This is a genomic window from Pseudarthrobacter polychromogenes (assembly GCF_014644495.1).
Lineage (GTDB): Bacteria > Actinomycetota > Actinomycetes > Actinomycetales > Micrococcaceae > Arthrobacter > Arthrobacter polychromogenes.
In genome coordinates, this window is the sequence record NZ_BMKU01000006.1 from 23807 (window position 1) to 47795 (window position 23989).

General features: G+C 65.7%; 22 protein-coding genes. 12 read left to right on the forward strand and 10 right to left on the reverse strand.

All coding sequences use genetic code 11. The features are described 5' to 3' along the window. Positions 1 to 73 precede the first annotated feature (73 nt). Positions 74 to 1507: an L-serine ammonia-lyase gene (locus tag IEX43_RS11125; protein ID WP_188811047.1), complete on the forward strand. Its 1434-nt coding sequence runs from the start codon at positions 74 to 76 to the stop codon at positions 1505 to 1507. Positions 1508 to 1522: 15 nt separating this feature from the next. Here IEX43_RS11125 and IEX43_RS11130 read toward each other — a convergent pair whose 3' ends face one another. Beyond that, positions 1523 to 2068, reverse strand: a complete 546-nt coding sequence (locus IEX43_RS11130) for a TspO/MBR family protein (RefSeq protein WP_188811049.1) — start codon at positions 2066 to 2068, stop codon at positions 1523 to 1525. Positions 2069 to 2177: 109 nt separating this feature from the next. On the opposite strand from IEX43_RS11130, the gene IEX43_RS11135 reads away from it, so the two are divergent. From IEX43_RS11135 to IEX43_RS11145, 3 genes are all read left to right on the forward strand, one after another. Next, positions 2178 to 3311, forward strand: a complete 1134-nt coding sequence (locus tag IEX43_RS11135) for a lipid II:glycine glycyltransferase FemX (protein WP_188811051.1) — start codon at positions 2178 to 2180, stop codon at positions 3309 to 3311. Positions 3312 to 3377: 66 nt separating this feature from the next. Beyond that, positions 3378 to 4724, forward strand: a complete 1347-nt coding sequence (locus tag IEX43_RS11140) for a peptidoglycan bridge formation glycyltransferase FemA/FemB family protein (RefSeq protein ID WP_188811053.1) — start codon at positions 3378 to 3380, stop codon at positions 4722 to 4724. A 48-nt stretch (positions 4725 to 4772) separates the two neighbouring features. Further along, positions 4773 to 6293, forward strand: a complete 1521-nt coding sequence (locus IEX43_RS11145) for a threonine/serine exporter family protein (protein ID WP_229666416.1) — start codon at positions 4773 to 4775, stop codon at positions 6291 to 6293. A gap of 14 nt (positions 6294 to 6307) precedes the next feature. On the opposite strand, the gene IEX43_RS11150 is transcribed toward IEX43_RS11145, so the two are convergent. Both IEX43_RS11150 and IEX43_RS11155 read right to left on the reverse strand, forming a co-directional pair. Next, on the reverse strand, positions 6308 to 7147 hold the full coding sequence (locus IEX43_RS11150) for a siderophore-interacting protein (RefSeq protein WP_188811055.1): 840 nt from the start codon (positions 7145 to 7147) through the stop codon (positions 6308 to 6310). 14 nt (positions 7148 to 7161) lie between these two features. Continuing rightward, positions 7162 to 7932, reverse strand: a complete 771-nt coding sequence (locus IEX43_RS11155) for a uracil-DNA glycosylase (RefSeq protein WP_188811057.1) — start codon at positions 7930 to 7932, stop codon at positions 7162 to 7164. Between the two features lie 140 nt (positions 7933 to 8072). On the opposite strand from IEX43_RS11155, the gene IEX43_RS11160 reads away from it, so the two are divergent. The 5 genes from IEX43_RS11160 (at position 8073) to groL (ending at position 12694) form a co-directional block, all read left to right on the forward strand. Beyond that, positions 8073 to 8402 carry a DUF3263 domain-containing protein gene (locus IEX43_RS11160; protein WP_188811058.1) on the forward strand — a complete coding sequence of 110 codons (330 nt, stop codon included), beginning with the start codon at positions 8073 to 8075 and terminating at the stop codon, positions 8400 to 8402. Positions 8403 to 8452: 50 nt separating this feature from the next. Next, positions 8453 to 9100 carry a LytR C-terminal domain-containing protein gene (locus tag IEX43_RS11165; protein WP_188811060.1) on the forward strand — a complete coding sequence of 216 codons (648 nt, stop codon included), beginning with the start codon at positions 8453 to 8455 and terminating at the stop codon, positions 9098 to 9100. A gap of 194 nt (positions 9101 to 9294) precedes the next feature. Beyond that, a complete protein-coding gene (locus IEX43_RS11170) occupies positions 9295 to 9501 on the forward strand; it encodes a cold-shock protein (protein WP_139028133.1) in 207 nt (68 codons plus the stop codon). Then, positions 9498 to 10772, forward strand: a complete 1275-nt coding sequence (locus tag IEX43_RS11175; protein WP_188811062.1) for an ABC transporter substrate-binding protein — start codon at positions 9498 to 9500, stop codon at positions 10770 to 10772. The genes IEX43_RS11170 and IEX43_RS11175 overlap by 4 nt, the downstream gene beginning before the upstream one ends. Positions 10773 to 11059: 287 nt before the next feature. Beyond that, entirely contained in the window at positions 11060 to 12694 is a 1635-nt protein-coding gene (gene groL / locus IEX43_RS11180) for a chaperonin GroEL (RefSeq protein WP_066273856.1), read from the forward strand. 87 nt (positions 12695 to 12781) lie between these two features. Here groL and IEX43_RS11185 read toward each other — a convergent pair whose 3' ends face one another. Continuing rightward, positions 12782 to 14089, reverse strand: a complete 1308-nt coding sequence (locus IEX43_RS11185) for an ABC transporter substrate-binding protein (RefSeq protein ID WP_188811064.1) — start codon at positions 14087 to 14089, stop codon at positions 12782 to 12784. 209 nt (positions 14090 to 14298) lie between these two features. On the opposite strand from IEX43_RS11185, the gene IEX43_RS11190 reads away from it, so the two are divergent. Further along, positions 14299 to 15261, forward strand: coding sequence for a ribonuclease HI family protein (locus IEX43_RS11190; RefSeq protein ID WP_188811066.1), 963 nt, complete (start codon positions 14299 to 14301; stop codon positions 15259 to 15261). A 7-nt stretch (positions 15262 to 15268) separates the two neighbouring features. Here the strand turns inward: IEX43_RS11190 and IEX43_RS11195 are convergent, their stop codons facing one another. The 4 genes from IEX43_RS11195 to IEX43_RS11210 form a co-directional block, all read right to left on the reverse strand. Beyond that, entirely contained in the window at positions 15269 to 15556 is a 288-nt protein-coding gene (locus IEX43_RS11195) for a WXG100 family type VII secretion target (protein WP_188732313.1), read from the reverse strand. Between the two features lie 106 nt (positions 15557 to 15662). Next, positions 15663 to 17171 (reverse strand): sensor histidine kinase, encoded by a 1509-nt coding sequence (locus IEX43_RS11200; protein WP_229666417.1) that lies wholly within the window; start codon positions 17169 to 17171, stop codon positions 15663 to 15665. Positions 17172 to 17173: 2 nt separating this feature from the next. Further along, positions 17174 to 17884, reverse strand: a complete 711-nt coding sequence (locus IEX43_RS11205) for a response regulator transcription factor (protein ID WP_104186151.1) — start codon at positions 17882 to 17884, stop codon at positions 17174 to 17176. 72 nt (positions 17885 to 17956) lie between these two features. Then, positions 17957 to 18457, reverse strand: a complete 501-nt coding sequence (locus IEX43_RS11210; protein WP_188811068.1) for a DUF427 domain-containing protein — start codon at positions 18455 to 18457, stop codon at positions 17957 to 17959. Positions 18458 to 18675: 218 nt separating this feature from the next. On the opposite strand from IEX43_RS11210, the gene IEX43_RS11215 reads away from it, so the two are divergent. Both IEX43_RS11215 and IEX43_RS11220 read left to right on the forward strand, forming a co-directional pair. After that, positions 18676 to 18933, forward strand: a complete 258-nt coding sequence (locus IEX43_RS11215) for a hypothetical protein (RefSeq protein WP_188811070.1) — start codon at positions 18676 to 18678, stop codon at positions 18931 to 18933. A 5-nt stretch (positions 18934 to 18938) separates the two neighbouring features. Continuing rightward, entirely contained in the window at positions 18939 to 19808 is an 870-nt protein-coding gene (locus IEX43_RS11220; RefSeq protein WP_188811072.1) for an FHA domain-containing protein, read from the forward strand. 27 nt (positions 19809 to 19835) lie between these two features. Here IEX43_RS11220 and IEX43_RS11225 read toward each other — a convergent pair whose 3' ends face one another. After that, entirely contained in the window at positions 19836 to 21482 is a 1647-nt protein-coding gene (locus IEX43_RS11225; RefSeq protein WP_188811074.1) for a DNA repair helicase XPB, read from the reverse strand. Further along, positions 21479 to 23983, reverse strand: coding sequence for a helicase-associated domain-containing protein (locus tag IEX43_RS11230; RefSeq protein ID WP_188811076.1), 2505 nt, complete (start codon positions 23981 to 23983; stop codon positions 21479 to 21481). The genes IEX43_RS11225 and IEX43_RS11230 overlap by 4 nt, the downstream gene beginning before the upstream one ends. Between the last annotated feature and the right edge of the window lie 6 nt (positions 23984 to 23989).

Sequence of the window (23989 nt, forward strand, 5' to 3'; positions counted from 1 at the left end):
GGGTGTGGGGGTGTTTAGGCCTGCGTATCTGGACAAAAACTCTTGGCTTTTCGATCTGTTAGGAAAACCCGTCATGGCTGTTGGCGTTTTTGATCTTTTTTCTATTGGGATCGGGCCTTCGAGTTCTCATACTGTGGGGCCGATGCGGGCTGCTGCTGTGTTCGCCGGGGAGTTGAAGGGCTCCGGGGTGTTGGCGGGGGTGGCGTCGTTGCGGGTGGATCTGTATGGGTCGTTGGCGGCGACGGGTCATGGGCATGGGACGATGACTGCCATTTTGTTGGGGTTGGAGGGGTTTCATCCGGAGCTGATCCTGCCCGATGAGGTGGAGGAGCGGCTGGCCGCGATTGCGGAGACCGGGTTGCTGCAGCTGGCCGGTGCGGTGGCTTTGCCGTACGGGGTGAAGGATATGGTGCTGCGGCCGTTGACGGTCCTGCCGCGGCATACGAACGGGATGACGTTTACGGTCTCGGACGCCGACGGCAACGTCCTGCACAGCGCCACTTTCTTTTCGGTGGGTGGCGGGTTCATTGTCCGTGAGGGTGAGGAGGACGCGGCGCTGCAGGAGTTGGAGGAGTCCAAGCAGGAGCTGCCGCTGCCGTTCCGGACCGCGGCGGAGTTGCTGGAGCATTGCCGGGTGACCGGGCTGGGGATCAGTGAGGTGATGCGGGTCAACGAGGAGGACAGCCGCACCCCGGAGCAGATCCGGGCGGGCCTGCTGCACATTTACTCGGTGATGGAGGGGTGTGTGGCCACGTCCCTGAAGCGTGAGGGGGTGTTGCCGGGCGGGTTGAAGGTCCGGCGGCGGGCCCCTGACTGGTATGACCGGTTGCGGAAGGAAAGCGCCCGGCCTGCCGGTGACAGCCAGGACGGGGCGGGGGAGTTCCATGATCCGAAGTATTGGCAGGAGTGGGTTAACTTGGTCGCCTTGGCGGTGAATGAGGAGAACGCTTCCGGGGGCCGTGTGGTGACGGCGCCGACGAACGGTGCGGCGGGGATTATTCCGGCGGTGCTGTATTACGCGCTGCATTTCGCGCCGGGGATGGAGAACGCCTCCCAGGAGGACCGGGATGATGTGGTGGTCAGGTTCCTGCTCGCCGCCGGCGCTGTGGGGGTGCTGTATAAGGAGCAGGCGTCGATTTCGGGGGCTGAGGTGGGGTGCCAGGGCGAGGTGGGGTCGGCGTCGTCGATGGCTGCTGCGGGCCTGGCTGAGGTGATGGGCGGAACCCCGGCGCAGGTGGAGAACGCGGCGGAGATCGCGATGGAGCACAACCTGGGGTTGACGTGTGATCCGATCGGCGGGCTGGTCCAGGTTCCGTGTATCGAGCGGAACGCGATCGCGGCGGCGAAGGCGATCAACGCCGCGAAGATGGCGCTCTGGGGCGACGGCTCCCACCGCGTCTCGCTGGATGAGGTCATCGTGACCATGCGCGAGACCGGCAAGGACATGAGCTCCAAATACAAGGAAACGGCCATGGGCGGCCTCGCCGTCAACGTCGTCGAATGCTGAAGGAACAGGAAACCTTCAGTTGTGGACTGCAGCCCACCAATTCAAGGTGGACGCGAAGACCAGCCAGGCAATGTAGGGCAGCAGCAGCAGTCCAGCGGTCCGGCTGATGGGGCCGAAGTAGAGCACCGTCACCGTGACCGCGGCGATCAGGGCCACAATAATGGCCATGGCCAGCCAGAGGGCAGCCGTCCCCAGAGCGGGGTAGAGGCCGAAGAACACCGGAGTCCAGGCGAGGTTCAGCCCCAACTGGACCGCGTAGGCAGTCAGCGCCCGCCTGGTTTTGGGAGCCCGCTTCCGCCAGACCAGCCAGGCAGCCACCGCCATGGCTGTGTAGAGCAGTGTCCATACCGGGCCGAAGAGCCAGTTGGGCGGGGACCAGGGTGCCTTGTCAGCCGTGGCATACCAACCGTCCACGTTGTCCACGGTGGAGAATCCGCCGAACCCGGCCACCAGGAAGGATGCCACCAGGAATCCGGCCAGCACCGCTGCCTGGACCCGCGCGCTGTACGGCTGGTCGCTTCCATCAGGCGGGTAAGACAAGTCTTGACGGTTCGGCTGCATGCCTCCACCCTTGCCAACCGGTCCGCCCGAGTCAAGGGCGCGGGTGACGGCAGGCACGGGCCGGCTGCTGAAAAGCCGTGGGGGCTTCAGGCTTTAGACTTGAGGCTGCATGTCCGCACGCAGACACGAGTACCGAAACCGCGCACGACACCGATTGGACACGGCCCCCTTGCGAGAATTTACCGCACGTTTTGCCACAGCCGAAGAGATTGAAAACTGGGACAAGCACGTCACTGCCAACCCCAACGGCGGCAACATGCTGCAGTCCGCCGCGTACGCGTCAGTGAAGAACGGCAGCGGCTGGAAAGTCCGCTTCCTGGTCCTCGAAAACGGTGGATCTGCCAGCTACAACCTGGTGCTCGAAAAGAGCTTCCCTGTGCTGGGCCGGCTCTGGTACCTCATCAAGGGCCCCGACCTGGAAGCGGCGGCGGACCTCAAAGCGGCGCTGGAGGCCTGCGCAGCTTTGGTGCGCGGCCGGAAGCTCAACGTCTTCACCATCAAGATCGAGCCGGACATCGTGTACTCGGAGGAGGCCCAGGCACACCTGAGGGGGGCGGGCCTGGTCAAGGCGCCCAACATCCAGTCCAACGACTCCACTGCGCTGCTGGATATCTCCGGCCCCGAAGAAGCGGTGTTCAAGGCCATCTCCTCCCGGGCACGTAACGCCATCCGACGGGCCCAGCGGGAAGGCTGCGAAGTGGTCCGCAAGGAACACGGTCCGGAAACCTACCGGGCCCTTTATGGCCTGATGGCGGACACCGTCAGCGCCAAGGGCTCCATGCCCTTGCGCAGCTACGAGTATTACGCTGCGTTCTGGGACGAATTCTGCAACCGGGGCCAGGGCAACTTCTTCTTCACCTATGAGGACGGAAAACCCAGTGTGGGAGCCTTCGTCATCAACTATGGTGCCAAAGCCACCTACAAGGACGGCGGCTCCACCCAGAACCGCACGCAGTACGGCGATTCGCACCTCGTCCAGTGGGCTGCCATCCGGCGCATGCAGGAACTGGGCTGCACGGAATACGACTTCTGCGGCACCCCGCCAGCCTCACGGATCAAGGACAAGAGCCACAATCTCTACGGGATGGGCATGTTCAAGACCAGCTTCACCAAGACTGTCACCGATTTTGTCGGGTGCCACGACTACGTTCTCTCGCCCCTCAAGCACCGGCTCTGGGTTAAGGGAGCCGAGAAGGTGTTCCGCCGGATCGAAACTGCCCGCACCGGCCAGCAGTTCTACTGACCCGGAAGGCGGGGCCGCAGCTGACTTCTCAGCCATCCCCGCCGCCGGCCTGCCCACATCCTGCCTATGCCAGCCCCCATTCGTGAAGAAGGTAACCCCTTGACTGCAATCTCCGCCGCCGACCTGGAGTTCGCCATGCTCAGCGATGCCGAATTCGAGCAGTTCGCACTGAAGCACCCACAGAACAGCTTCCTCCAGTCCCTCGACTTCGCCCGGTTCCAGCGCGCCCGGGGACAGCAGGTTGAACTCTTCGGAGTGCGCCGCGACGGTGAACTGGTGGCGGCCGGCAAACTGAACTACACCACCACGCGCCTCGGCTACACGGTGTGCGAATGCGCCAAGGGCCCCCTGATGGACTACACGGACCCTGAACTGGTGCGCGCCGTCGTCGAACTCCTCCGCAAACGTGCAGCGGAGCGGAAAGCCGCCGAGCTGCGGATCTCCCCGAACCTCAGGTACATCGCCCGCGATGCCGACGGCGCGGAACACCCCGAAGTGGAGGACAACAGGCCGCTGGTGGACCAGCTCGGCGGGCTGGGGTTCCAGCACCAGGGGCTGGACATGAACTTCGTGAACGTGAACTGGATGTTCATCAAGAGCCTGGAAGGCATCCAGGATGCGGAAGAACTGATCATGGGCACCAGCTACCGCACCCGGAAGGCCATCCGCAAAGCGGAAAAGAACGGTGTTTTCCTGGAACAGGCAACGCTGGAGACCCTTGACGAGTTCTACGGCGCCCTGAGCCGGGCCGGCGACGAAAAGGGTTTTGTCTACCGCGAACGCGCCTACTACGAACAGCTGCTCCGCACCACGTCGGCCGAGTTCACCAAGCTCATGATGGCCAAGATCGACATTCCCGCCTACCGGAAATCCATTACGGAGCGGCTGGCCGCGGAATCGGAAACCGCGGCAGAACTCCGCCGCGACGTGGAGGAGACCGGCAGCAAGAAGAAGGCCAACCGGCTCAAAGTGGTCCAGGACCTGGTGGACAGCTACGAGCGAAGCCTCAAGGACATCGAACGTTTTCCGGATTCGGTTGGCGTTGCCACGGTGGCCGCCATCCACTTCGTCTGCTACGGCGACGAAGTGGTCTGCGTCATCGGCGGCACCGTGCAGGACTACATCTACTTCAACGGCGCCACGTCGCTGTACTGGGGGATGATGCTCCACGCCCTTGAAAAGGGTTACCGGCGGTACAACTTCTACGGTACGTTCGGCATCTCCGGCCAGGACGAGGAAGGCCACGGGGGCTACGAGTTCAAGAAGGGCTTCGGCGGCGAAGTGGTCCAGCTCGTGGGCGACTTTGTGATGCCTCTCCGCCCGGCAGTGTTCCGCGCCAACAAGCTTGCCCGCGCGGCAGCGGGCGCCGCCCGCCTCCTGCTGACCAAACTGCCCCTGCGGCGCTCCGCCTGACGCGCTCCGCAGCCACGCTGCACACCATTACAACGGGAGGAGGGACCCATGACCGACCGGCCTGACTATCCCGGCGGCGGATCACCGAAGGCAACGCCATCACCGAAGGCAACGCCGCGCACGGACGGCCTGCCCAAAACCGAGCCGCTGACCCCCTCCCAGCTGCGGCAGAATGCTGCGGCGAAAAGGATGCTGCGGCGCCTGGTCCAGGGCGAGAACCCGCCTACGGCTCCCATGAGCATCGTGGACAGGCTCACCGGGAGCCCCTATGCGAACCCCATGATCCAGGTGGGCGGCGTGGACACGTCCGCCCGGAAAACCCTGGATTTCGCGCTGCACCTGGCCGAAACCATGTTCCGCTACGGTGCGGGAGCCCTCGAGGTTGAAACCAGCATCATTGCCGTCACGGCGGCGCTTGGCCTGAAGAACATCGAAGTGGACATCACCAACCAGTCGGTGGGCATCAACTACGCCCCGAAGGACCAGACCCCCATTGCGCTGCTGCGGGTGGTGCGGTCCTGGACCAACAACTATGCGGGCCTGGCGAAGGTCCACCAGCTGGTGACGGACATCGTTGCCGGGGGAGTGGGGCGCGACGAGGCGATCCGCCGGCTGGATGAGGCAATTACCAGTCCCAAGCCGTTCCCCCGCTGGATGGTGACGGCGGCGTTCGGGGTATTTGCCGCCGCGTTCGTTGCGGTGCTGGGCGGCGGCCCAGTGTCCTCCGCCATAGCGTTCGCCGTCAACATCGGCGTGAGCCTGCTGGCCCGCCAGCTGGGCCGCTGGCGCGTGCCGGACTTCTTCACCACCGCCAGCTGCTCCTTCGCCGTGACCCTGCTGGCGTTGCTCTTGTGGCAGTTTGGGCTGACCACCTCGCCGGCGATCGTGGTGGTGGGCGGAATCCTCCTGCTCCTGCCCACAGGCCGGCTGGTCTCCTCCGTGCAGGACGCCATCAACGGCTTCCCCGTGACCGCCGCGGGGCGGTTCCTTTCCACCCTGCTGACCTTTGGCGCGCTGGTGGCAGGCATCGCCGTAGCTTTCGTGGTGGGCCAGCTGACCAGCATGCAGGCCATCGACGTGACGCAGACCTTCCCGCCCGCCTACGACTTGTGGGTGCTGGTGATCCTTGTTGCCGTGGCGGTGATGGCCATCGGGGTGACCGAGCAGACCACCTGGCAGCTCCTGCTTCCCACCGCGGCCGTGGGGGTCGCGGGGTACCTGGTCCTGCTGGGCGGCGGCCTGCTGGGCATTGGTGACCGGTTCTCGCCGGCCCTGGCCGCCGTGGTGATCGGCCTGCTGGCCCGGGTGGTCGCCTTGCGGATGGGAGCACCCCAGCTGGTGGTGGCGGTACCGGCGGCACTGATCCTGCTGCCCGGCCTCACCATTTTCCGCTCCATGTACGTACTGACCATCGAGGAAGCCGAGATCCTGCTCGGCGCCGGCGGGATGCTCAACGCCGGTGCCATCGTCCTGGGAACTGCCGGGGGGATCGTGCTGGGGGATACCCTGGCGAGGCCACTGACCCGCAGCCTGGCCAGCAACGAGCGCCGGCGGGCCCGCCGCCGCTGACCTGGCCTGGCTGCCTAGATCTGTCCTACGGGCAACTTCTTCTCCGCTTGGAAAACGTCCTCGACGCGGCCCTTGGCCCAGTAGCCGGACAGGGACACCTGCTTGCGTTCCAGTCCGCGCTGGACGAAAAGGACATCCCGGAGCGCCTTCATGTACCCCCGCTCGCCGTGGGCAAAAACGTCCACCCTCCCGGCAGGCCAGTCAGCGTCCGCGACGGCCTGGACCAGGAGGTTGCTTTCGCCTGCGGCGACACCGTGGCGGAAGAGCCAGCGCAGTTCCAGCCCGGCCGGGGCGGCAATCGGCTGGATGTCGGCGTCGGAATCGACCTCGAGGAACGCGACGCCGGCCGCTTCCGCAGGCAGGGATTCAATGCAGGCGGCGATGGCGGGCAGGGCGGCCTCGTCTCCGGCGAACAGGTACCAGTCAGCTTCGGGATTCGGGTTGTACGCTCCGCCCGGGCCGGTGAAAGTCAGGGTGTCGCCCGGCTGGGCCCTGGCCGCCCACGGCCCAGCCAGCCCCTCATCGCCGTGGACCACAAAGTCGATGGCGAGTTCCCGGGCCGCCGTATCCACCCAGCGAAGGGTGTATGTGCGCGTGAAAGGCCATTGTTCCCGAGGCATGGTCTCCCGGATGCTCCACAGATCGAGGGGTGAGGGGTACTGGACACCCGGCTGCGGAAAGACGATCTTGACGTAGCGGTCAACAAAGCCGTTGTTGACGAAATCGGCGAAACCGTCACCGCCCGCGACAATCCGGACCATCTGCGGCGCCAACTGTTCCCGGCGCACCACCGTGAGGTTGACCTGGGGGCGGCTTTTCTTGCTGGCGCTGGTGGAGGCGGGAACAATGCTCATAAGGCAAGCCTAAGCTAGGGCACCGCCGGAAGCTCCCAGGTTACGTCCGCGGCCCCCTGCTCACGCAGGAGCTCGTTGACACGGCTGAACGGGCGGGAACCAAAGAAACCCCGTGAAGCGGACAAGGGGCTGGGGTGCGCGCTGGACACTGCCGGGACCCCGGGCAGCAGCGCGCGCACGCTCTCGGCGTCCTTTCCCCACAAAACCGCGACCAGCGGCAAGGGCGACCCGTCCGGTGCCCGCCGCGCGCCCAGCGCCTCGACGGCCGCCGTCGTAATTTCTTCCCAGCCCTTCCTCCGGTGGGATCCCGCAGATCCCGCCCGTACCGTCATTACGCGGTTCAGCAGCAGCACCCCCTGCCCGGCCCACGCGGAGAGGTCACCATGCGCCCTCGGCGGGATTCCCAGGTCAGCCTCCAGCTCCCGGTAGATGTTCGCGAGGCTCCTGGGAATGGGCCGGACGTGCGGGTCAACGGCAAAGGACAGTCCGACGGCGTGTCCCGGTGTGGGGTAGGGGTCCTGTCCTACAACCAGCACTTTCACTTCCGCGAGGGGCTGGCGGAAGGTCCGCAGGACGTTCGACGGCGCCGGCAGGACCTGGTGCCCGGCCGCCACCTCGCCGGCCGCGAAGCGAAGAACGGCGCGAAGTTCCGCGTCCACGTCCGAGAGTGCGGCGGCCCAGTCGGGCGCCATCAGCTCCGCCAGCGGCAGCTGCGCCAGACCGGCGAAGCCGGTGCTGCCTGCCGGTTCCTGCTCCAGCTCAAACAAGGCGTCCGATTCAAACATCAGTCCATTCTTGCAGGCGGCTGGAGGCGCCGGCTGTACCGTTCGGCGTGTGCGGCAGGGCTATGCGCAAATGACAATGGTGTTGTTCGTCCGTAGCATGGGGGTCAGACATTTACGTAACCAGCTAAGGAGAGTGCGCCGTGGCGGAGCCAGCTCGGGAGCACCTGCCGGCGCAGGCACAACGGAACACCCTGCTGGCGGATTTCACGCTGCGGGAGTCGCCGCTGAGCGAGCGGGACCAGCAGATGCTCGCACTGGAGCGGCAGTGGTGGAAGTATGCCGGCGCCAAGGAACAGGCCATCCGGGAACTGTTCGATCTGTCCGCCACCCACTATTACCAGCTCCTCAACGCCCTGATCGACACCGAGGATGCGCTGGCGCACGACCCCATGCTGGTCAAGAGATTGCGTAGACTACGTACGTCGCGTCACCGTGCACGCACTGCACGCCGCCTGGGGTCCGACGCATAAGACGCTCACGCTGAGTCCTCAGCAGCTACACACAAGGATGTCTCTTTCCCATGACCAAATACGCCCGCGATGAATTCGACAAGGTCCCGGAGACCGCGTCGCGACAAGGTGTACACCGCACAGCCTCCGCTCCGGCACGGGTCCGTCTTTGGCCCATCCTGACTGCGGGGATTGTTGCGCTGGCCATTGGCGTGGTTTCCTTCCTGATCCTGCCCAAGCTGGGATTCGACGGTCCGGCAACCCAGGCGTCGTCGAGCCTGGAAGCAGCGCCGCTGGCCGAAACCGGTTCGACTCCGTCCGCTACGCCTGAGACGGCAGGAGTCCCCTCCACCGAGCCGGAGCCGTCGTTTTCCCCCGAACCGGCAGGCACCGCGGGGAACGGGATCCCGTCCAGCCCCCGGAGCACTGCTCCGGCCGCAACAGTGGACAAGGCCCAGGCAGTGGCGGTCTACAACGCTGCCGGAACTGCCGGGCTGGCCAGCCGGGTGGGCGGAACCGTGCAGTCGGACGGGTGGACCCTGGGCCAGGTAGGCAACTGGGCAGGGGCGCCCCAGCAGGGCTCCATCATCTTCTACGCGGGAGCGGCGCAGGAGGCCAACGCGCAGGCCCTCGCGGAACTCCTGGGAGTCCCCACCGTGGTGGAGAGCACCGAATTCCAGGTTCCCCTGGTGGTGGTGCTCGGCCCCGGGTACCGGTAGGCCGGGGTCCCCAACAGGGCGCCTCACGCCACATGCGCGCAGGTGAAGGCCGGGGGGTCACGCCTGAATAACGTTTGCGGCCGGCCATGCTGTGCCCCGGCGCTGCCGGCGAGCATTGGCTAGAGTGAATTCCGGGCTTCGAGCCACGGCGGCACCGGCGCAGCATCCCGGACCTAACGGAAAGAGTGGTCATCATGGCACGAGGAACCGTCAAATGGTTCAACGCGGAAAAAGGCTACGGCTTCATCACCGTTGACGGCTCCGGGGACGACGTTTTTGTCCACTGGTCCGCCATCCAGGGCGAGGGCTACCGCGCACTGGACGAGGGCCAGCGCGTGGAACTCGAAGTTGGCGAAGGCGAGAAAGGCCCGCAGGCCGAAAGCGTCCGGCCGGCCGAGTGAAGCACCCGTTTTCCTCCGCTGCACCCATCCGTCCGTTGTTCGCCGCAGCCCTCTGCGGCACGCTCGCCCTCACCGGCTGCTCCGGGGTGACCGGAAACGCGCGCACGGAACCGGCGGAGGCCTCAGGTGACGGCACGCTGCGGGTCGGCCTCATCCTGGACAACACCGGTGCCAACAGCTTCCTGAACGGTCCCCAACTGGCTGCCGCCAAGCTCGCGGTCAAGGAAATCAACGCTGCCGGCGGGCACAAGGGCCGGCCGGTGGAACTTCTCCCCGTTGAAACAGGCCAGGACACAGCGTCCCAGGCGCAGTCCCTGGTCCAGGCCAAAGCGGATGTGGTCATTGGCCCCACCGACTCCAGCCACGCCTCCGCAGCCGTCGACATCCTCTCCAGGGCGCGGACGCCACTGATTTCGCCTGCCAACACCGCGGCCGGGCTCAGCAGCATTGCCAGCGGCGGATACTACTTCCGGACGGCCGCCGCCGACGTCGCGCAGGGACCCGTGCTGGCCAAGCTCGCCAAGGATGCCGGCGCCGCAACCATCTCCGTGGTGTACCAGGAAGGCTCCTACGGCAGCGATGTCTCCGCGGCCGTCTCAGCGTCCGCTGAACAGGCGGGCCTGGACGTGTTGTCAGCGGTGGGCTTCACGCCGGGTGAAGCTGGATCTGCGGCTGCCGCAATCCGCGAGGCGCAACCCGACGCCGTCATCCTGGTGGCCCGTGACGGCGCACAGGGCGCCCTGGCTGAGCTGAACAACGCCGCCCTCGCAGGCTCAAGGCTTATCCTGAGCGACGGCGCCTTCAGCCCGTACGGCTCCAAACTGGGAACCAAAGCCCTGGACGGTGCCCGGGCGGTCGTCCCGGGGCAGCTTCCCTCGGCAGGGTTCCAGGAAAGACTACTGGGCATTGATCCGGCCCTGAAAGATGTGTCCTTCGCTGCGGAGACATACGACGCCGTGACCCTTGCCGCGCTGGCAGCGGCCAGGGCTGAGGACGATTCCGGGCGTTCAATCGCCGCAAGCCTGATCGCGGTATCAGGCGGGACTGCTGACGGAACCGGCCCGGCTGGAACGGCGCCCTGCCCCAGCTACAAAGACTGCCTGGCAGGCAAGGCTTCCGGTGCGGACATCAATTACGACGGCGAATCGGGCCCCATCGCCTTCGATGCCAACGGTGACATCACCTCGGCCGCCTTCACGGTGTTCACCTACGGTGCCGACAACATTCCGGCGGCCACCGGCGTCGAAACGGCAGGCCGCGCCGCCGGCTGATCGCCCTCGGCGAAGACGTGCCCGCCAGGGTGCTTTCCGCCGGTTATTCGCTTGCACTCTCACGTGGGGAGTGCTAATTATTGAGTTAGCACTCTGACGTACCGACTGCTAAGCAAAGCGTGGCTCCGGCCGGCGGCGCCGGCATCGGTCGAAGAGCGAAGAAACACCTAACTGGAGTGAGACCCACACCCGAAGGCATACAGAGGCCGCCGGCAACGGGTCGTCCGTCGCGGGCACTGCAGCGAAGGTTCATTCTTAACGACTGTCCCGAAAGGACTACTGCCGTTATGGCCAAGATCATTGCATTTGATGAAGAGGCACGCCGCGGCCTTGAGCGGGGCCTGAACATCCTCGCCGACGCCGTTAAGGTCACCCTCGGCCCGCGTGGACGCAACGTCGTCCTCGAAAAGAAGTGGGGCGCCCCCACGATCACCAACGATGGTGTTTCCATCGCCAAGGAGATCGAGCTGGACGATCCTTACGAAAAGATCGGCGCCGAGCTGGTCAAGGAAGTTGCCAAGAAGACGGACGACGTCGCCGGCGACGGCACCACCACAGCAACCGTGCTGGCACAGGCACTGGTGAAGGAAGGCCTGCGCAACGTTGCTGCCGGCGCCGACCCGCTGTCCCTCAAGCGCGGCATCGAGAAGGCCGTTGAGGCCGTCACCGCCGAACTTCTGAACTCCGCCAAGGAGATCGAAACCAAGGAAGAGATCGCCGCCACGGCGTCCATCTCCGCCGGTGACGAGGAAATCGGTGCACTCATCGCCGAAGCCCTGGACAAGGTGGGCAAGGAAGGCGTCATCACAGTCGAGGAGTCCAACACCTTCGGCCTGGAGCTTGAGCTCACCGAAGGCATGCGCTTCGACAAGGGCTACATCTCCGCCTACTTCGTTACCGACGCTGAGCGCCAGGAAACGGTCCTCGAGGATCCGTACATCCTGATCGTCAACTCCAAGATCTCCAACGTCAAGGAACTGGTTGCTGTCCTGGAGAAGGTCATGCAGTCCAACAAGCCGCTGCTGATCATCGCTGAGGACATCGAGGGCGAGGCCCTGGCCACCCTGATCGTCAACAAGATCCGCGGCACCTTCAAGTCCGTCGCCGTGAAGGCTCCGGGCTTCGGCGACCGCCGCAAGGCACAGCTTGCCGACATCGCCGTCCTCACCGGCGGCCAGGTCATCTCCGAGGAAGTCGGCCTGAAGCTGGAAAACGCCGGCCTGGAACTCCTGGGCCAGGCACGCAAGGTTGTTGTCACCAAGGACGAGACCACCATCGTCGAGGGTGCCGGCGACGCCGACCAGATCGCCGGCCGCGTTTCCCAGATCCGCGCCGAGATCGAAAACTCCGACTCCGACTACGACCGCGAGAAGCTGCAGGAGCGCCTGGCCAAGCTGGCCGGCGGCGTTGCAGTCATCAAGGCCGGTGCCGCAACGGAAGTTGAGCTCAAGGAGCGCAAGCACCGCATCGAAGACGCCGTGCGCAACGCCAAGGCTGCCGTCGAGGAAGGCATCGTCGCCGGTGGCGGCGTAGCCCTCATCCAGGCCGGCGCCAAGGCCTTCGCCAACCTGCAGCTGTCCGGCGACGAAGCAACCGGTGCGAACATCGTCCGCGTTGCCATCGACGCCCCGCTGAAGCAGATCGCCTTCAACGCAGGCCTCGAGCCCGGTGTCGTGGTGGACAAGGTCCGCGGCCTGCCCGCCGGCCACGGCCTGAACGCAGCCACCGGCGAGTATGTCGACCTGCTGGCCGCCGGCGTCAACGACCCCGTCAAGGTGACCCGCTCTGCCCTGCAGAACGCGGCTTCCATCGCCGGCCTCTTCCTCACCACCGAGGCAGTTGTTGCTGACAAGCCGGAGAAGAACGCTGCTCCGGCCGGCGGCGACGACATGGGTGGCATGGGCGGAATGGGCGGCTTCTAGCCACTCCTGCCGGGACCTGTCCCGCTAAACACGAATGTGGCCCCCTCTCCGGAGGGGGCCACATTCGTGTTTTACCGCAGGATGTTACTACCTGGCGCTGGCCAGCATTCCTTCAACTTCCTTCTTGAACGCGTCAGCGGCCGCCTGGGGCGTGAGGCGGTCATAGAGCACCTCATCGGTGTAGCGCTTGATGACGTTCTGCACGCTGCCCGCCCCCACCGGCGGAACAGGCGGCGCATCTTTGATATCGGGTGCGATGTCCTTCAGGAAGCCCACCACCGTGGTGTCGGCAGGCTTCAGGGACGGCGTAATGCTCTCAACGATGTCCGTGTTGGTGGGCACGCCGCGGTCCGTCATCAGGATGGCCCCGGCCTCCGGGCTGTTGGCCAGGTAGTTGATGAAGGTGGAAGCGGCTTCCGGGTGCTTGGAACGTGAGGAAGCCGACCAGAACATGGTGGGCTTGTAGTACATCCCGTTCTCAGCCGACGATCCGTCGACGCTGGGTGCCCGGAGCATCTTGATGCTGCTCCCGGTGGTGGACTCCAGGGACCCGAGCTGGTTGGTCCACCACCACGCCATCCCTACCCTGTTGGTGCCGAAGAGGCTCTCCTCGAGTCCGGCGCCGGAGTCCTCCGTGGCCACCGTGGCCGGCGGACTTGCCTTGGAGTCGCGCTGTTCCTTCAGCCGTTCCCAGAAGGACGCGGCCGTGGCGGTATCGAAATCGAGCTTGCCGTCCTGCGAGTACAGGTTCTCCCCGTGCTGGCGCAGCCAGATGATCAGGTCGGCTTCATTGCTTCCGTAGGCGGCACCGTAGTTCTTGCCGTCCCCGGCGGCGCTGATCTTCGAGGCTGTTGCCATGAACTCCTCCCACGTCCACGTGGTGTCATCCGGGACGGGAACATTGGCTGCTTCGAAGACCTTGGTGTTGGCCATGATGACATAGGCGTTCTGGCCGGTGCTGAGTCCGTACTGGGCGCCGTCATACTGGCCCGACACCAAGGCTTCCTGGTCCAGTTTGGAGGTATCGATACCGCCCTGCTTGGACAGGTCAAGGAGCGCCCCGCGCCCGCCGTATTCCGCGATGTACTTCTGGTCCATCTGGATCACGTCCGGCGCATCGTTGGCGGCTGTCTTGGTGGCCAGTTTGTCCCAGTAGCTGCCCCACTCGCCCGGCTCGGATTCAATCTTGATGTTCGGGTGTTCCGCCTCGAAGGCGTCGATAACCTTCTCGGTCTGGGCGTTGAGGTACTCGTTGCCCCACCAGGCAAACCGGAGGGTTACTTCCTCATTGCTCTCAGAGCCTGAAGAGGTGCCACAGCCTGTGGCGAGGAGGGAGAGTGCAACGGCGGCGGCGCCGAGCTGGAACTTCCTCCGGCTGAGGTTTGGGATCGTCATTGATGTGCCTTCCTGGTGCTGAGGGCGCTTTTCGTTGGCTGCCGCCGCGCGGTGCGTGTTGGGGACCGGATGAGAAAGCGCTTTCTCGTTTCAATACAGCGATTGTGCCTGCCCGGCTCTCCCCGCGTCAAGTACTTTCGGTAACCGCTTTCCGGACAACGGTCCGGGGTGGACTCCGGTTTGTCGTGCCGGTCTGGCAGGATGGACCGGTGACGATTACTGCAGCGGCTGACGGTTCGGCCTTGGGAAACCCTGGTCCGGCCGGCTGGGCCTGGTACGTGAATGACGACTGCTGGCGTGCCGGCGGTTGGCCCCACGGGACCAACAACCAAGGCGAACTGATGGCGGTCCTGGATCTGTTCCGGGCCACCGCCCACCTTCCCCAGGAGGACCTTCACATCCTCTGCGACAGCCAGTACGTCATCAATTCGATCACCAAGTGGATGCCGGGATGGAAGCGCAAAGGCTGGCGCAAAGCAGACGGGAAGCCGGTCCTCAATGTGGACCTGCTTAAGGAGCTGGACCGTGAGCTTGCCGGCCGGAAGTACACCTTCGAATGGGTGAAGGGGCATGCCGGGCATGACCTGAACGAAGCCGCGGACGAACGTGCGCGGGCGGCCGCAACGGCCTACCAGCAGGGCGTGGCTGCCCGCTCCGGGCCAGGCTTTCCCGGTGCCCACCATGCACACCCGGCGCCGGCGATACAGGAAGCCAGGGACGCGCCCCCGGAACCAGAAAAGCCGGCAGTGGCCTACGAGGAACCTGATCTGTTCAGCCAGCTGGACAACCGGGGTTTCGACGCGCCCGGAACTGCCGCAAAGGCAGCTGAAGCCCCGCCTGAGGCCGTGGTGGAGGAACTTGAGCGGGAACTGCTGGGCCCGCTGGTGCGCGGGGACATCGGCCGGACAGCCGTCCTGCTCCACCCCGATTTCATGGAGATCGGCAGCTCAGGCAGGATGTGGACCCGGGACGCCATGATGATGGCGCTCGAGGAGGACCCGGGCGAGCGGACGGACATCGAGATCCTGGGTGCCGAACGCGTCGGTGCTGAGGCGGTCCTCCTCACGTACCGCAGCTATGCGCGCTCCGGCACCACCCTCAGGAGCTCGCTGTGGGTACTGGACGGCGGCCGGTGGCGGCTGCGGTTCCACCAGGGCACACCCGAAGCCTAGGCGCAGCTCAGCTGAACCGCTGGGTATTGCCCTGTTCCGCCTGCGCGTAGGTGGCTGCTGCTGAGGCAAGCGCGGTGTTGATGGATGCCAGTGATGCCTCCACCCTCCCCTGCGTGAGGGTCCATTCCGTAATCAGTGCCTGGAAGTTCGTGGCGGCGGAGCCCCGCCAGGAACCCTGGAGTTCGTCCAGTCCGCGTTTCATGGCCTGGACATCGGCGCTGATTCTGTCCATGGTGGCCTGGACGCTGGCGGACTTCAGCTGCAGGAGTTCGGTATCGACGGAGATAATGCTCATGGTGGTGCCTTTCGCTGTGCGGCAGCTTGCGCCTGCGGGCCCGGCCGGTCCGGACCCTTGCCCTCGAGCGTAGGGAAGCCGCTCGGGACGCTGCCACTGCAAACGGCTATATGTGCATAACCTCGCCGCCGCTGCCCTTGCTCTTTTCAGCACGGTTCTCTTCCACGCGCATCCCCGTATCCGGGATGTCGTCACGCTGCGGAAGGCTGACCACGAGGGTGGCGCCGCCGCCGTCGGTCTTTTCAACCCGGACGCTGCCGCTGTGGGAGCCCACGATCGCGGCAACAATGGCGAGTCCCAGCCCGCTGCCTCCCGTTTCCCGCGTCCTGGAGGTGTCTGCCCGGTAGAACCGTTCAAAGACCTTGGACGCGTCTTCTTCCGAGATGCCCGGCCCGTGGTCCCGAACTTCGATCACGGAGAGCAGCTGCCCGTCTTCCGCCGCCCGGACCCCCACCGCCAGCTCGATGGGGCTGCCCTCAGGGGTGTAACGGAGGGCGTTGCCCACGAGGTTGCCCACTACCTGGCGGAGCTTGGCTTCGTCGCCCAGCGCAGGGGCAGGCGTGGCGGGGCCGCCGTCGAGGCCGGTCAGCGAAATCACGCGGGAGCGGTCGCTGGCCTGGGTGTCCACTACGGCATCATGCGCAATGAGCTGGAGGTCCACGGGTTTTTGCTGCAGCGGCCGCTGCTCGTCAAGGCGGGCCAGCAGCAGCAGGTCCTCCACCATCGAACCCATGCGCTTGGCTTCGCTTTCGATCCTTCCCATGGCTGTGGACACGTCTTCCTCCGTGGCCAGCGCGCCATGCCGGTACAGCTCGGAGAACCCCCGGATGGTCACGAGCGGGGTCCGCAGCTCATGGGAGGCGTCGGCCGCGAACCGCCGCATCCTCGCCTCCGATGCGGTGCGGGCCGCGAAGGCTGTTTCGATATGGGCGAGCATGGCGTTCAGTGACCTGCTCAACCGCCCGAGCTCGGTGCCGGGGTTTTCGACCTCCACGCGGCGGGAAAGATCGCCGGCGGCGATTGCGGCCGCCGTCTTTTCCACCCGGGCCAGCGGCCTGAAGGAGCGGGAGACGGTCCAGCTTGCAATGAGGGACGCGAGCAGCAGGGTGAGCAGCCCCACCCCCGTCACCACCAGGGTGGCATGCTTAAGGACGTCGTCGACGCTCCGCAGGGGCAGCCCTATGGCCACCACTGCTGTGGTCTGGCCGTTCTGCACGGGCACCGCGACCACCCGCCAGTTTTCGCCGTCCGTGCCCCGTACCTGGTAAGGGACTGTCCCGCGTGCCTGGGCCTGTTCCACGGTGATGGAGCTGATGTCCGGGCGGTTCTCCGGATCGCCGCCGAACGGATAGGGCTCCTCGCCGGGGGCGAAGAGAATCAACGAATAGTCCGTGGGGACCATCGGGTTCGTGGGAGCCTGCAGCGGCGTGAAGGAGCGCTGTTTCCGGGCCAGGTCCACAGCTGCATACAGTTTGCCGTCCACCTGCCCCTGCAGGTAACTGTGCAGCAGCGCCAGCGTTCCAGCCCCGGTCACTGTCAGGGCAACTATCAGCAGCGCCATGATCATGGCCACCAGCTGCGTCCTCAGGGACGCCGACTTCCATCGCTGCAGCAAGGTCAGCGCTTTTCTGCCGTCCGGAGCACGTAGCCCACGCCGCGCTTGGTCTGGATCAGTGCGGGGGCGTCGGGGTCGATGTCCACCTTCCGGCGAAGGTAGGAAATGTACGACTCCACGATGGAGGCGTCACCGTTGAAGTTGTATTCCCAGACGTGGTCCAGGATCTGGGATTTGGAGAGCACCCGGTTGGGGTTGAGCATGAGGTAGCGGAGCAGCTTGAACTCGGTGGGGGAGAGCTCGATCACGGTACCGCCGCGGCGTACTTCGTGCGCGTCGTCGTCGAGCTCCAGATCGTCCACGCGGATCACGGCGTCGTCATCCATCATCGGCTGCGTGCGGCGCAGGACGGCGCGGATCCGGGCCACCACCTCATCGAGGCTGAACGGTTTGGTGACGTAATCGTCCCCGCCGACAGTGAGCCCGGTGACCTTGTCCTCGGTGTCGTCCTTGGCAGTAAGGAACAGGACCGGGAAATGCTTCCCTGCGGCGCGGAGGCGGCGGGTGACAGTGAAGCCGTCCATGTCAGGGAGCATGACGTCCAGCACGGCCAAGTCCGGGGCATGGGCATCCGCGGCTGCAAGGGCGTCACGTCCGTTTGCTGCCGAGACGACGTCGAATCCGGCAAACCGCAGCGAAGTGGAGAGCAGCTCGCGGATGTTGGGTTCGTCGTCGACAACGAGGAGCTTCGCTTCTGGACCGTTCTTGTTCATGCTCCCATCATGCTCCCAGACTCTGGGAGTTGTCTGGATATTTGTTGGAAGCCAGGTGGGGAAAGGGGGTGCTCACCAACCCATGGTCCCGGGTTCGCCCTTGAACGGGCCAGCCACGCGGTCAGTGATCCAGCCTCCGTAGAAGCCTCCCGCCTGCGGACGGACACGCTCGCCCTCCACTTCGCAGTAGTCCATCCTGCCCGGGTACACGGCAACGCGGTCAGCCAGTGCCTCATACCCCTTGGATGGCTCAGGGTAGAACCACGCTGCTGCTTCAGCCGCCGTCCCGCCGCCGTGGACAGTCAGGTACTGTGCTGCGCCTTTGAACTCACAGAAGCTGCTTCCGGGGGCCGGTTCCAAGGACGCTGGCGGGAACGCCGACCGGGGCAAGTAGTAGACCGGCGGGTGGCTGGTTTCGAGCACCCTGAGCGAGTCAGCGGTGTCCAGGATCAGTTCGCCGCCAAGGACGATCCGGATCCGTTCGGTGCCCGGCTCCACGCGTGGGGGCCGGGGGTAGTCCCATACGGATTCCTGTCCGGGGCGGGGGATGGCGGGGGTAACTTTTGGGCGCATGCCTCCAGTGTGCAGGACGGGAACCCAAACCGGAGTAAGAACGTTCCGTGCTTCACGCCTTCCACCGGGTGCAGCACGGGAATACAGTGATGGTGCCGGGCTTGGGTCCATCCCTAATCCGGCACCGCAGGGCCCTCCCGGCGCCCGCGGATCCGTGCCTGGCTGCTGTACAACATGTTCTTCAAGGATTTCCGGCCCAATGAAGGGGATAGACCATCATGACTGACCTGAGTGCATCCGAAAACACCGCATCCAACGAACGCAGCATCCGGGACTGGGCGGACCTGGCGGAGGAGATGTGGTCATACCTCACCGGCAAGGGTGCCGCGATCAACTACCAGTTCGTTGATATGACCGTCGAAGTGCCGCGTGACATTGGCCCCGACGCTCCCCGGGCCACCTGGAAGCTGAACGGCAGCCTGCGCGTCACCACCAGCGACAAGGATGCCGCCGGCTCCGATCTGAACCGTGGCTGACGGATATGGCTGACTACCGCCTGGACGTGGATCTGGACTTCTCGTACACAGATGAGTCCGGATCGGTTACGAGGGGCAGCGCCCGGTCCTCGGGCACGGACGTCACGGTGTCCATGGACAGCCTGGCACCCCTGGGAGGCGGCGGCATCCCGTCACTGGACGAAATCAGGCCACTGGCGGAGATGCTGGCCGGGAAGGGACTCAGTGTCACCCTCTCCGGCCCGGACGGAAGCATCGTCAGCCTGGGTGCGGTGAACAGCCCCGCCTCACAGCGCCTGGTGACGCGCTCGCCCCACATCAAACTGGGCAAGCTGGGAGCACTCGTACCGATTGTCAGGCAGAGCCGGCGCAAGGCGGCAGCCGTCCCGCTGCTGCCGCCGTCCACTCCGTTGCCCTTGCTCCCCACCGTCCGGCGGAAGATAAACCGCCGGATCACCACCACGCACTACACCCGGGGCAGCGGCCGGCCGCGGTTGATCTTCGTCCAGGATTCAGCCACATGGACCGGACAGATCCCCAGGGAAGTGACGCTTGCCGGGGAGAAGACCACGATCGGAAGCGACCCTGGCTGCGACATCCTCCTGGAGGGGCTGGAAGGGCTCCATGCCGAAATCAGGCATGACGAGCTGGACGAGTACGTCCTGGTCCCTCACGGCGTGGTCAGCGGCAGCGTGGCGCAGGGCGGACCTTCAGTGCTTCGCACCGGCGCCAGGATCCAGATGGGGCAGTGGTGCCTCGCCTTCTTTCGGGAAGAATTCGCCGACCACGGGCGCCCTTACGGCGGCCGCAGCGGTGGAGAACTGGCGTACGAGCGCCCGCAGTTCGATCCGCGGACCGGCACCATGGAAAGGGACAGTTCGCGCGGCGTGACCTGACAGGACCCAACCTGACCGGGGCACGGCCTAGTCAGCCGTCTCCACGTCTTTGGCGTCCATGATCCGGTACGCGTAGCCCTGTTCCGCCAGGAACCGCTGGCGCTTGGCAGCGAAGTCCTGGTCCAGGGTGTCCCGCGCCACGAGCGAGTAAAAGCGTGCCGAGCGGCCGTCCTTCTTGGGCCGCAGTAGCCTGCCCAGCCGCTGGGCTTCCTCCTGCCGGGAACCGAATGAGCCCGACACCTGGATCGCCACCGAGGCCTCGGGAAGGTCGATGGAAAAGTTGGCCACCTTGGACACCACCAGCGTCTGGATCTCCCCGGCACGGAAGGCGTCAAACAGCTTCTGGCGCACCTTCACCGATGTATCGCCCTTGATCACGGGCGCCTTGAGGCGCTCGCCGAGCTCGTCCAGCTGGTCGATATACTGGCCGATGACCAGCAGCTGTTCACCGGCATGCCGGCTGACCAGCTGCTCCACCACCCGGGTCTTGGACTCGGAGGTGGCACAGAGCCGGTACTTGTCAGTGTCCTCAGCCATGGCGTAGGCAACCCGTTCGTCCTTGGGCAGGTCCACGCGGACTTCCACGCAGTCGGCTGGCGCGATGTAGCCCTGGGACTCGATGTCCTTCCAGGGCGCGTCGTACCGTTTGGGCCCGATCAGGCTGAATACCTCGCCCTCGCGGCCGTCCTCCCGCACCAGGGTTGCCGTCAGTCCGAGGCGCCGCCGCGCCTGCAGGTCCGCCGTCATCCGGAAGATCGGCGCTGGCAGGAGATGAACCTCGTCGTAGATGATCAAACCCCAGTCGTTCCCGTCCACCAGCTCCAGGTGGGGGTAGAGGCCGCCGCGCTTCATGGTGAGGACCTGGTAGGTGGCGATGGTCACCGGGCGGACTTCCTTGACCGCCCCGGAGTACTCGCCGATCTCGTCCTCCGTAAGGGACGTGCGCTTCAGCAGTTCGTCCTTCCACTGGCGCGCGGCCACGGTGTTGGTCACCAGGATCAGGGTGGTGGTGGACCCGGTAGCCATGGCGGCAGCCCCCACCAGCGTCTTCCCGGCGCCGCAGGGCAGCACCACCACGCCGCTCCCTCCGGACCAGAAGTTGTCGCTCGCCATTTGCTGGTAGGGCCTCAGCTTCCAGCCGTCCTCGTTGAGGGCGATCAGGTGCGGAGTTCCGTCCACGTAGCCCGCCAGGTCTTCGGCCGGCCAGCCGATCTTCAGCAGCAGCTGTTTGAGCTGTCCCCGCTGGGAGGCGTGCACCACCACTGTTTCACCGTCAATCCTTGGCCCGAGCAGGGGCTGGATCTTTTTGGCCCGGATGACTTCCTCCAGCACCGGATAGTCATCGGTCCGCATGACCAGCCCGTGCTGGGGGTCCTTCTCCAGGCGCAGCCGTCCGTAGCGGGACATGGTTTCTTCGACGTCGATCAGCAGCGAATGCGGCACGGGGAAGCGCGAGTACTTCAGCAATGTATCCAGAACCTTCTCCGCATCCAGTCCGGCTGCGCGGGCGTTCCAGAGCCCCAGGGGCGTCAGCCGGTAACTGTGCATGTGCTCCGGTGCCCGTTCGAGCTCCGCGAAAGGTGCGATGGCGTGGCGGGCTTCGGTTGCCAGCTCATGGTCCACTTCCAGCAAAATGGTCTTGTCGCTTTGGACGATCAAAGGTCCGTCGTTCACGCCGGGAAGTCCTTCACTGGCGCAGTTTCCTCTGCAGCCTCAATGTCGATGATGCGGTGGATGGACAGCACGCGTTCAGTTTCCCTGGCGGGATCAAACACCCGGACGCGTCCGCCGCTAACAGAGAGCGGAACAACCGTTTCCAGGTTGGCATTCCCCAGGCCGTCCACCACGTTCATGCTGATCCGCTGCTTGAGCCTGATGGCGCGCTGCAGGGCCTCAAGCCCCAGCTGCGTCCCCGTCTCGCCGGCGTGGTCTCCGGACGCGCCGCGGTGTCCGACGGCGGCGCCACCCTGGCGCAGGACCGCCAGCTGGGCTTCCACCTCCTCCGTCCCGGGCGCCATCCGCGGCGCGGTGTACACCGGGCGGTGGGCGTCCTGGGCGGCCTGGGTTCCGCGGAGCCGGACGACGGGCTCATCCGCGCCGTCCACGGCAGGGGAGAGGCCCAGGGTGCGGAGGACCTGTGCGGTTTCCCGCGGTGGCGCGGACGAAACCAGGACAGTTGGGGCAATCTTCTCCAGCTTCAGGTGGGCTGCCGTAGGCCCGGACAGAAGCTCCAGCAGGGCGCCCTCGTCCTCGCTGTGGACGAAGCTGGCCGCCGGCCCCACCCGCAGCCTTCCGTGCCGCAGCGATGTGTCCTCCACAAGGTATTGGAGAGGCTGGGGCACCGCGGTGGCGGAGTGATCGCGGAGGAACTCCAGGATGCCGGCAGCGTCGTACCCCGTGTCCAGGGCCCGCTTGATGGAGCCTTCCGAGAAGCGGTAGATGGTGGCCGGCCCCTGGCCTTCGGCGTCAGCCATCACCAGTAGCTTCTCGGTCAGCCCGGGGTCGAGGTACCCCGGGGCGACAGCTGTGAGATCTGCCTGGAGCAGGACATGGCTCAAAGCTGCCGGCAGGTGTTCGCCGAGGATGGCAATCGCGGCTTCCGGCTGGTCCTCCGCGAGGGCGCTGCCCAGTTGGCTGAGGGCGCCGGACCCCACCAGGCCCAGGAGTTCAGCTTCGGCGAGCACACCGCGGATCATCGAGCTGAAGCGGCGGGCCATCCGCGGCTGGGCCCATTCCGCGCGCTGGAGGACCGCTGCGGCATCAAGCACCGGTGCGGTGCCGTCTGCGGAGCCGGCCTCCACGGTCAGTTCGTGCAAAATCTCCAGGATGCGTTTGCGGACCAGGGGAGCGTCCGGCCGTTGGGCTTCCGCCGACAAAGCGATGATGGTGCTGCCGGAGGCTGAACGGTGCGCCGCCGGCACGCCCCGCGTCCCGTTGATGGGCTGGCCCACCAGGGACGGCACGCGCTCGCTGGCCAGCCAGGCATTCACCAGCCAGAGCCACTGTTCCTGGCGCGGCAGGACCAGCCATTCAAGCTGCGGAGGCTGGACCCAGGACGAGGAATCGACGTCCAGGCGAATCAGGCCTGCCAGTGCGGCCAGCTCCAGCAGGAGTCCCGTTTGCTGCTGGTCGATCCGCAGCAACTCGGCCAGCCGCCTCATCTCGCGCACCCCTACGCCACCGCTGCGCAGCGTGGCCAAGGGTTGCTCCCGTACGGCATGGAGGAGCTCGCCCATCAGCCGCAGCGTCTCCGATATTGCGCTGAGCGCAGCATTCCTGCGCAGGACCGCAGAGGTCCGGCCGAGCTCTGGGACAGGGGGCTGGAGGGTGAAATCGTTGATGATCGCGCCGCCGCGCAGCGAGAGTCCCACGCTGTGGGGCAGCTCCACGTGTGCGGCGTCCAGGGGCACCAGCAAACCGCGCGCCAGCAGCCAGTCGACGGGCCCGACGTCGGACCCCTCCGTGGTGATGGAGGCCTTGCGTTGCGCCTGGGGGACCGCCCCCATGGCCCAGTTGCGGAACCTGGCGAGCAACGCCGTCGTCCGCTCCGGTGCCGTGGACAGGATGGTGTTGAGGGCCTCAGGCGAGGAGGTCCAGTGCTGCAGCGCCAGCGCCGCCTCCATGGGAGTAGTGGCATCGTGGATGGCCACGCCGCTGCGGTGCAGCTCGGAGACCAGCTGCACCACGCGCTGGGCGAAGGCGGGCTGAAGCCGGACCAGTTCCGTGTAGCTCCTGCCCAGCCCGGCGGGATAGATCCCTACCACATCCTTAAGCGAACCCACCGGGAGGTAGTGGCGCTGTTTTGCCGCAGATTCCGGGGTGCCATGGGGAGGATCGGCACGGTGCACCAGTGCCAGGTCCTGCAGAGTGTGCAGGATCCGTTCAACCGCGGCCCCTGACGATCCCGGAATCATTTTGCGGAGTCCAGCCGCCGAGGCGCTGTGCCCGGTGTCCGTATTGGTGCACAGGTGGAGTGTCTCAAGGACCTGCATCTGCGGCCTGTTGAGCCGTTCCAGCGCACGCTGCACGCTGAGCCTGGCGCTGGCCCGCGCCGCGAGCGCGCCGAAGTCGGGGACGGGGGGAGTGATGAGGTCCGGCCGGGCGTCGAACAGCGCACGCAGTGAATTGTCGCTGCGTGCCTCCAGCTCCTTGCTCAACGCGCGAATGAGGGACATCAGTCC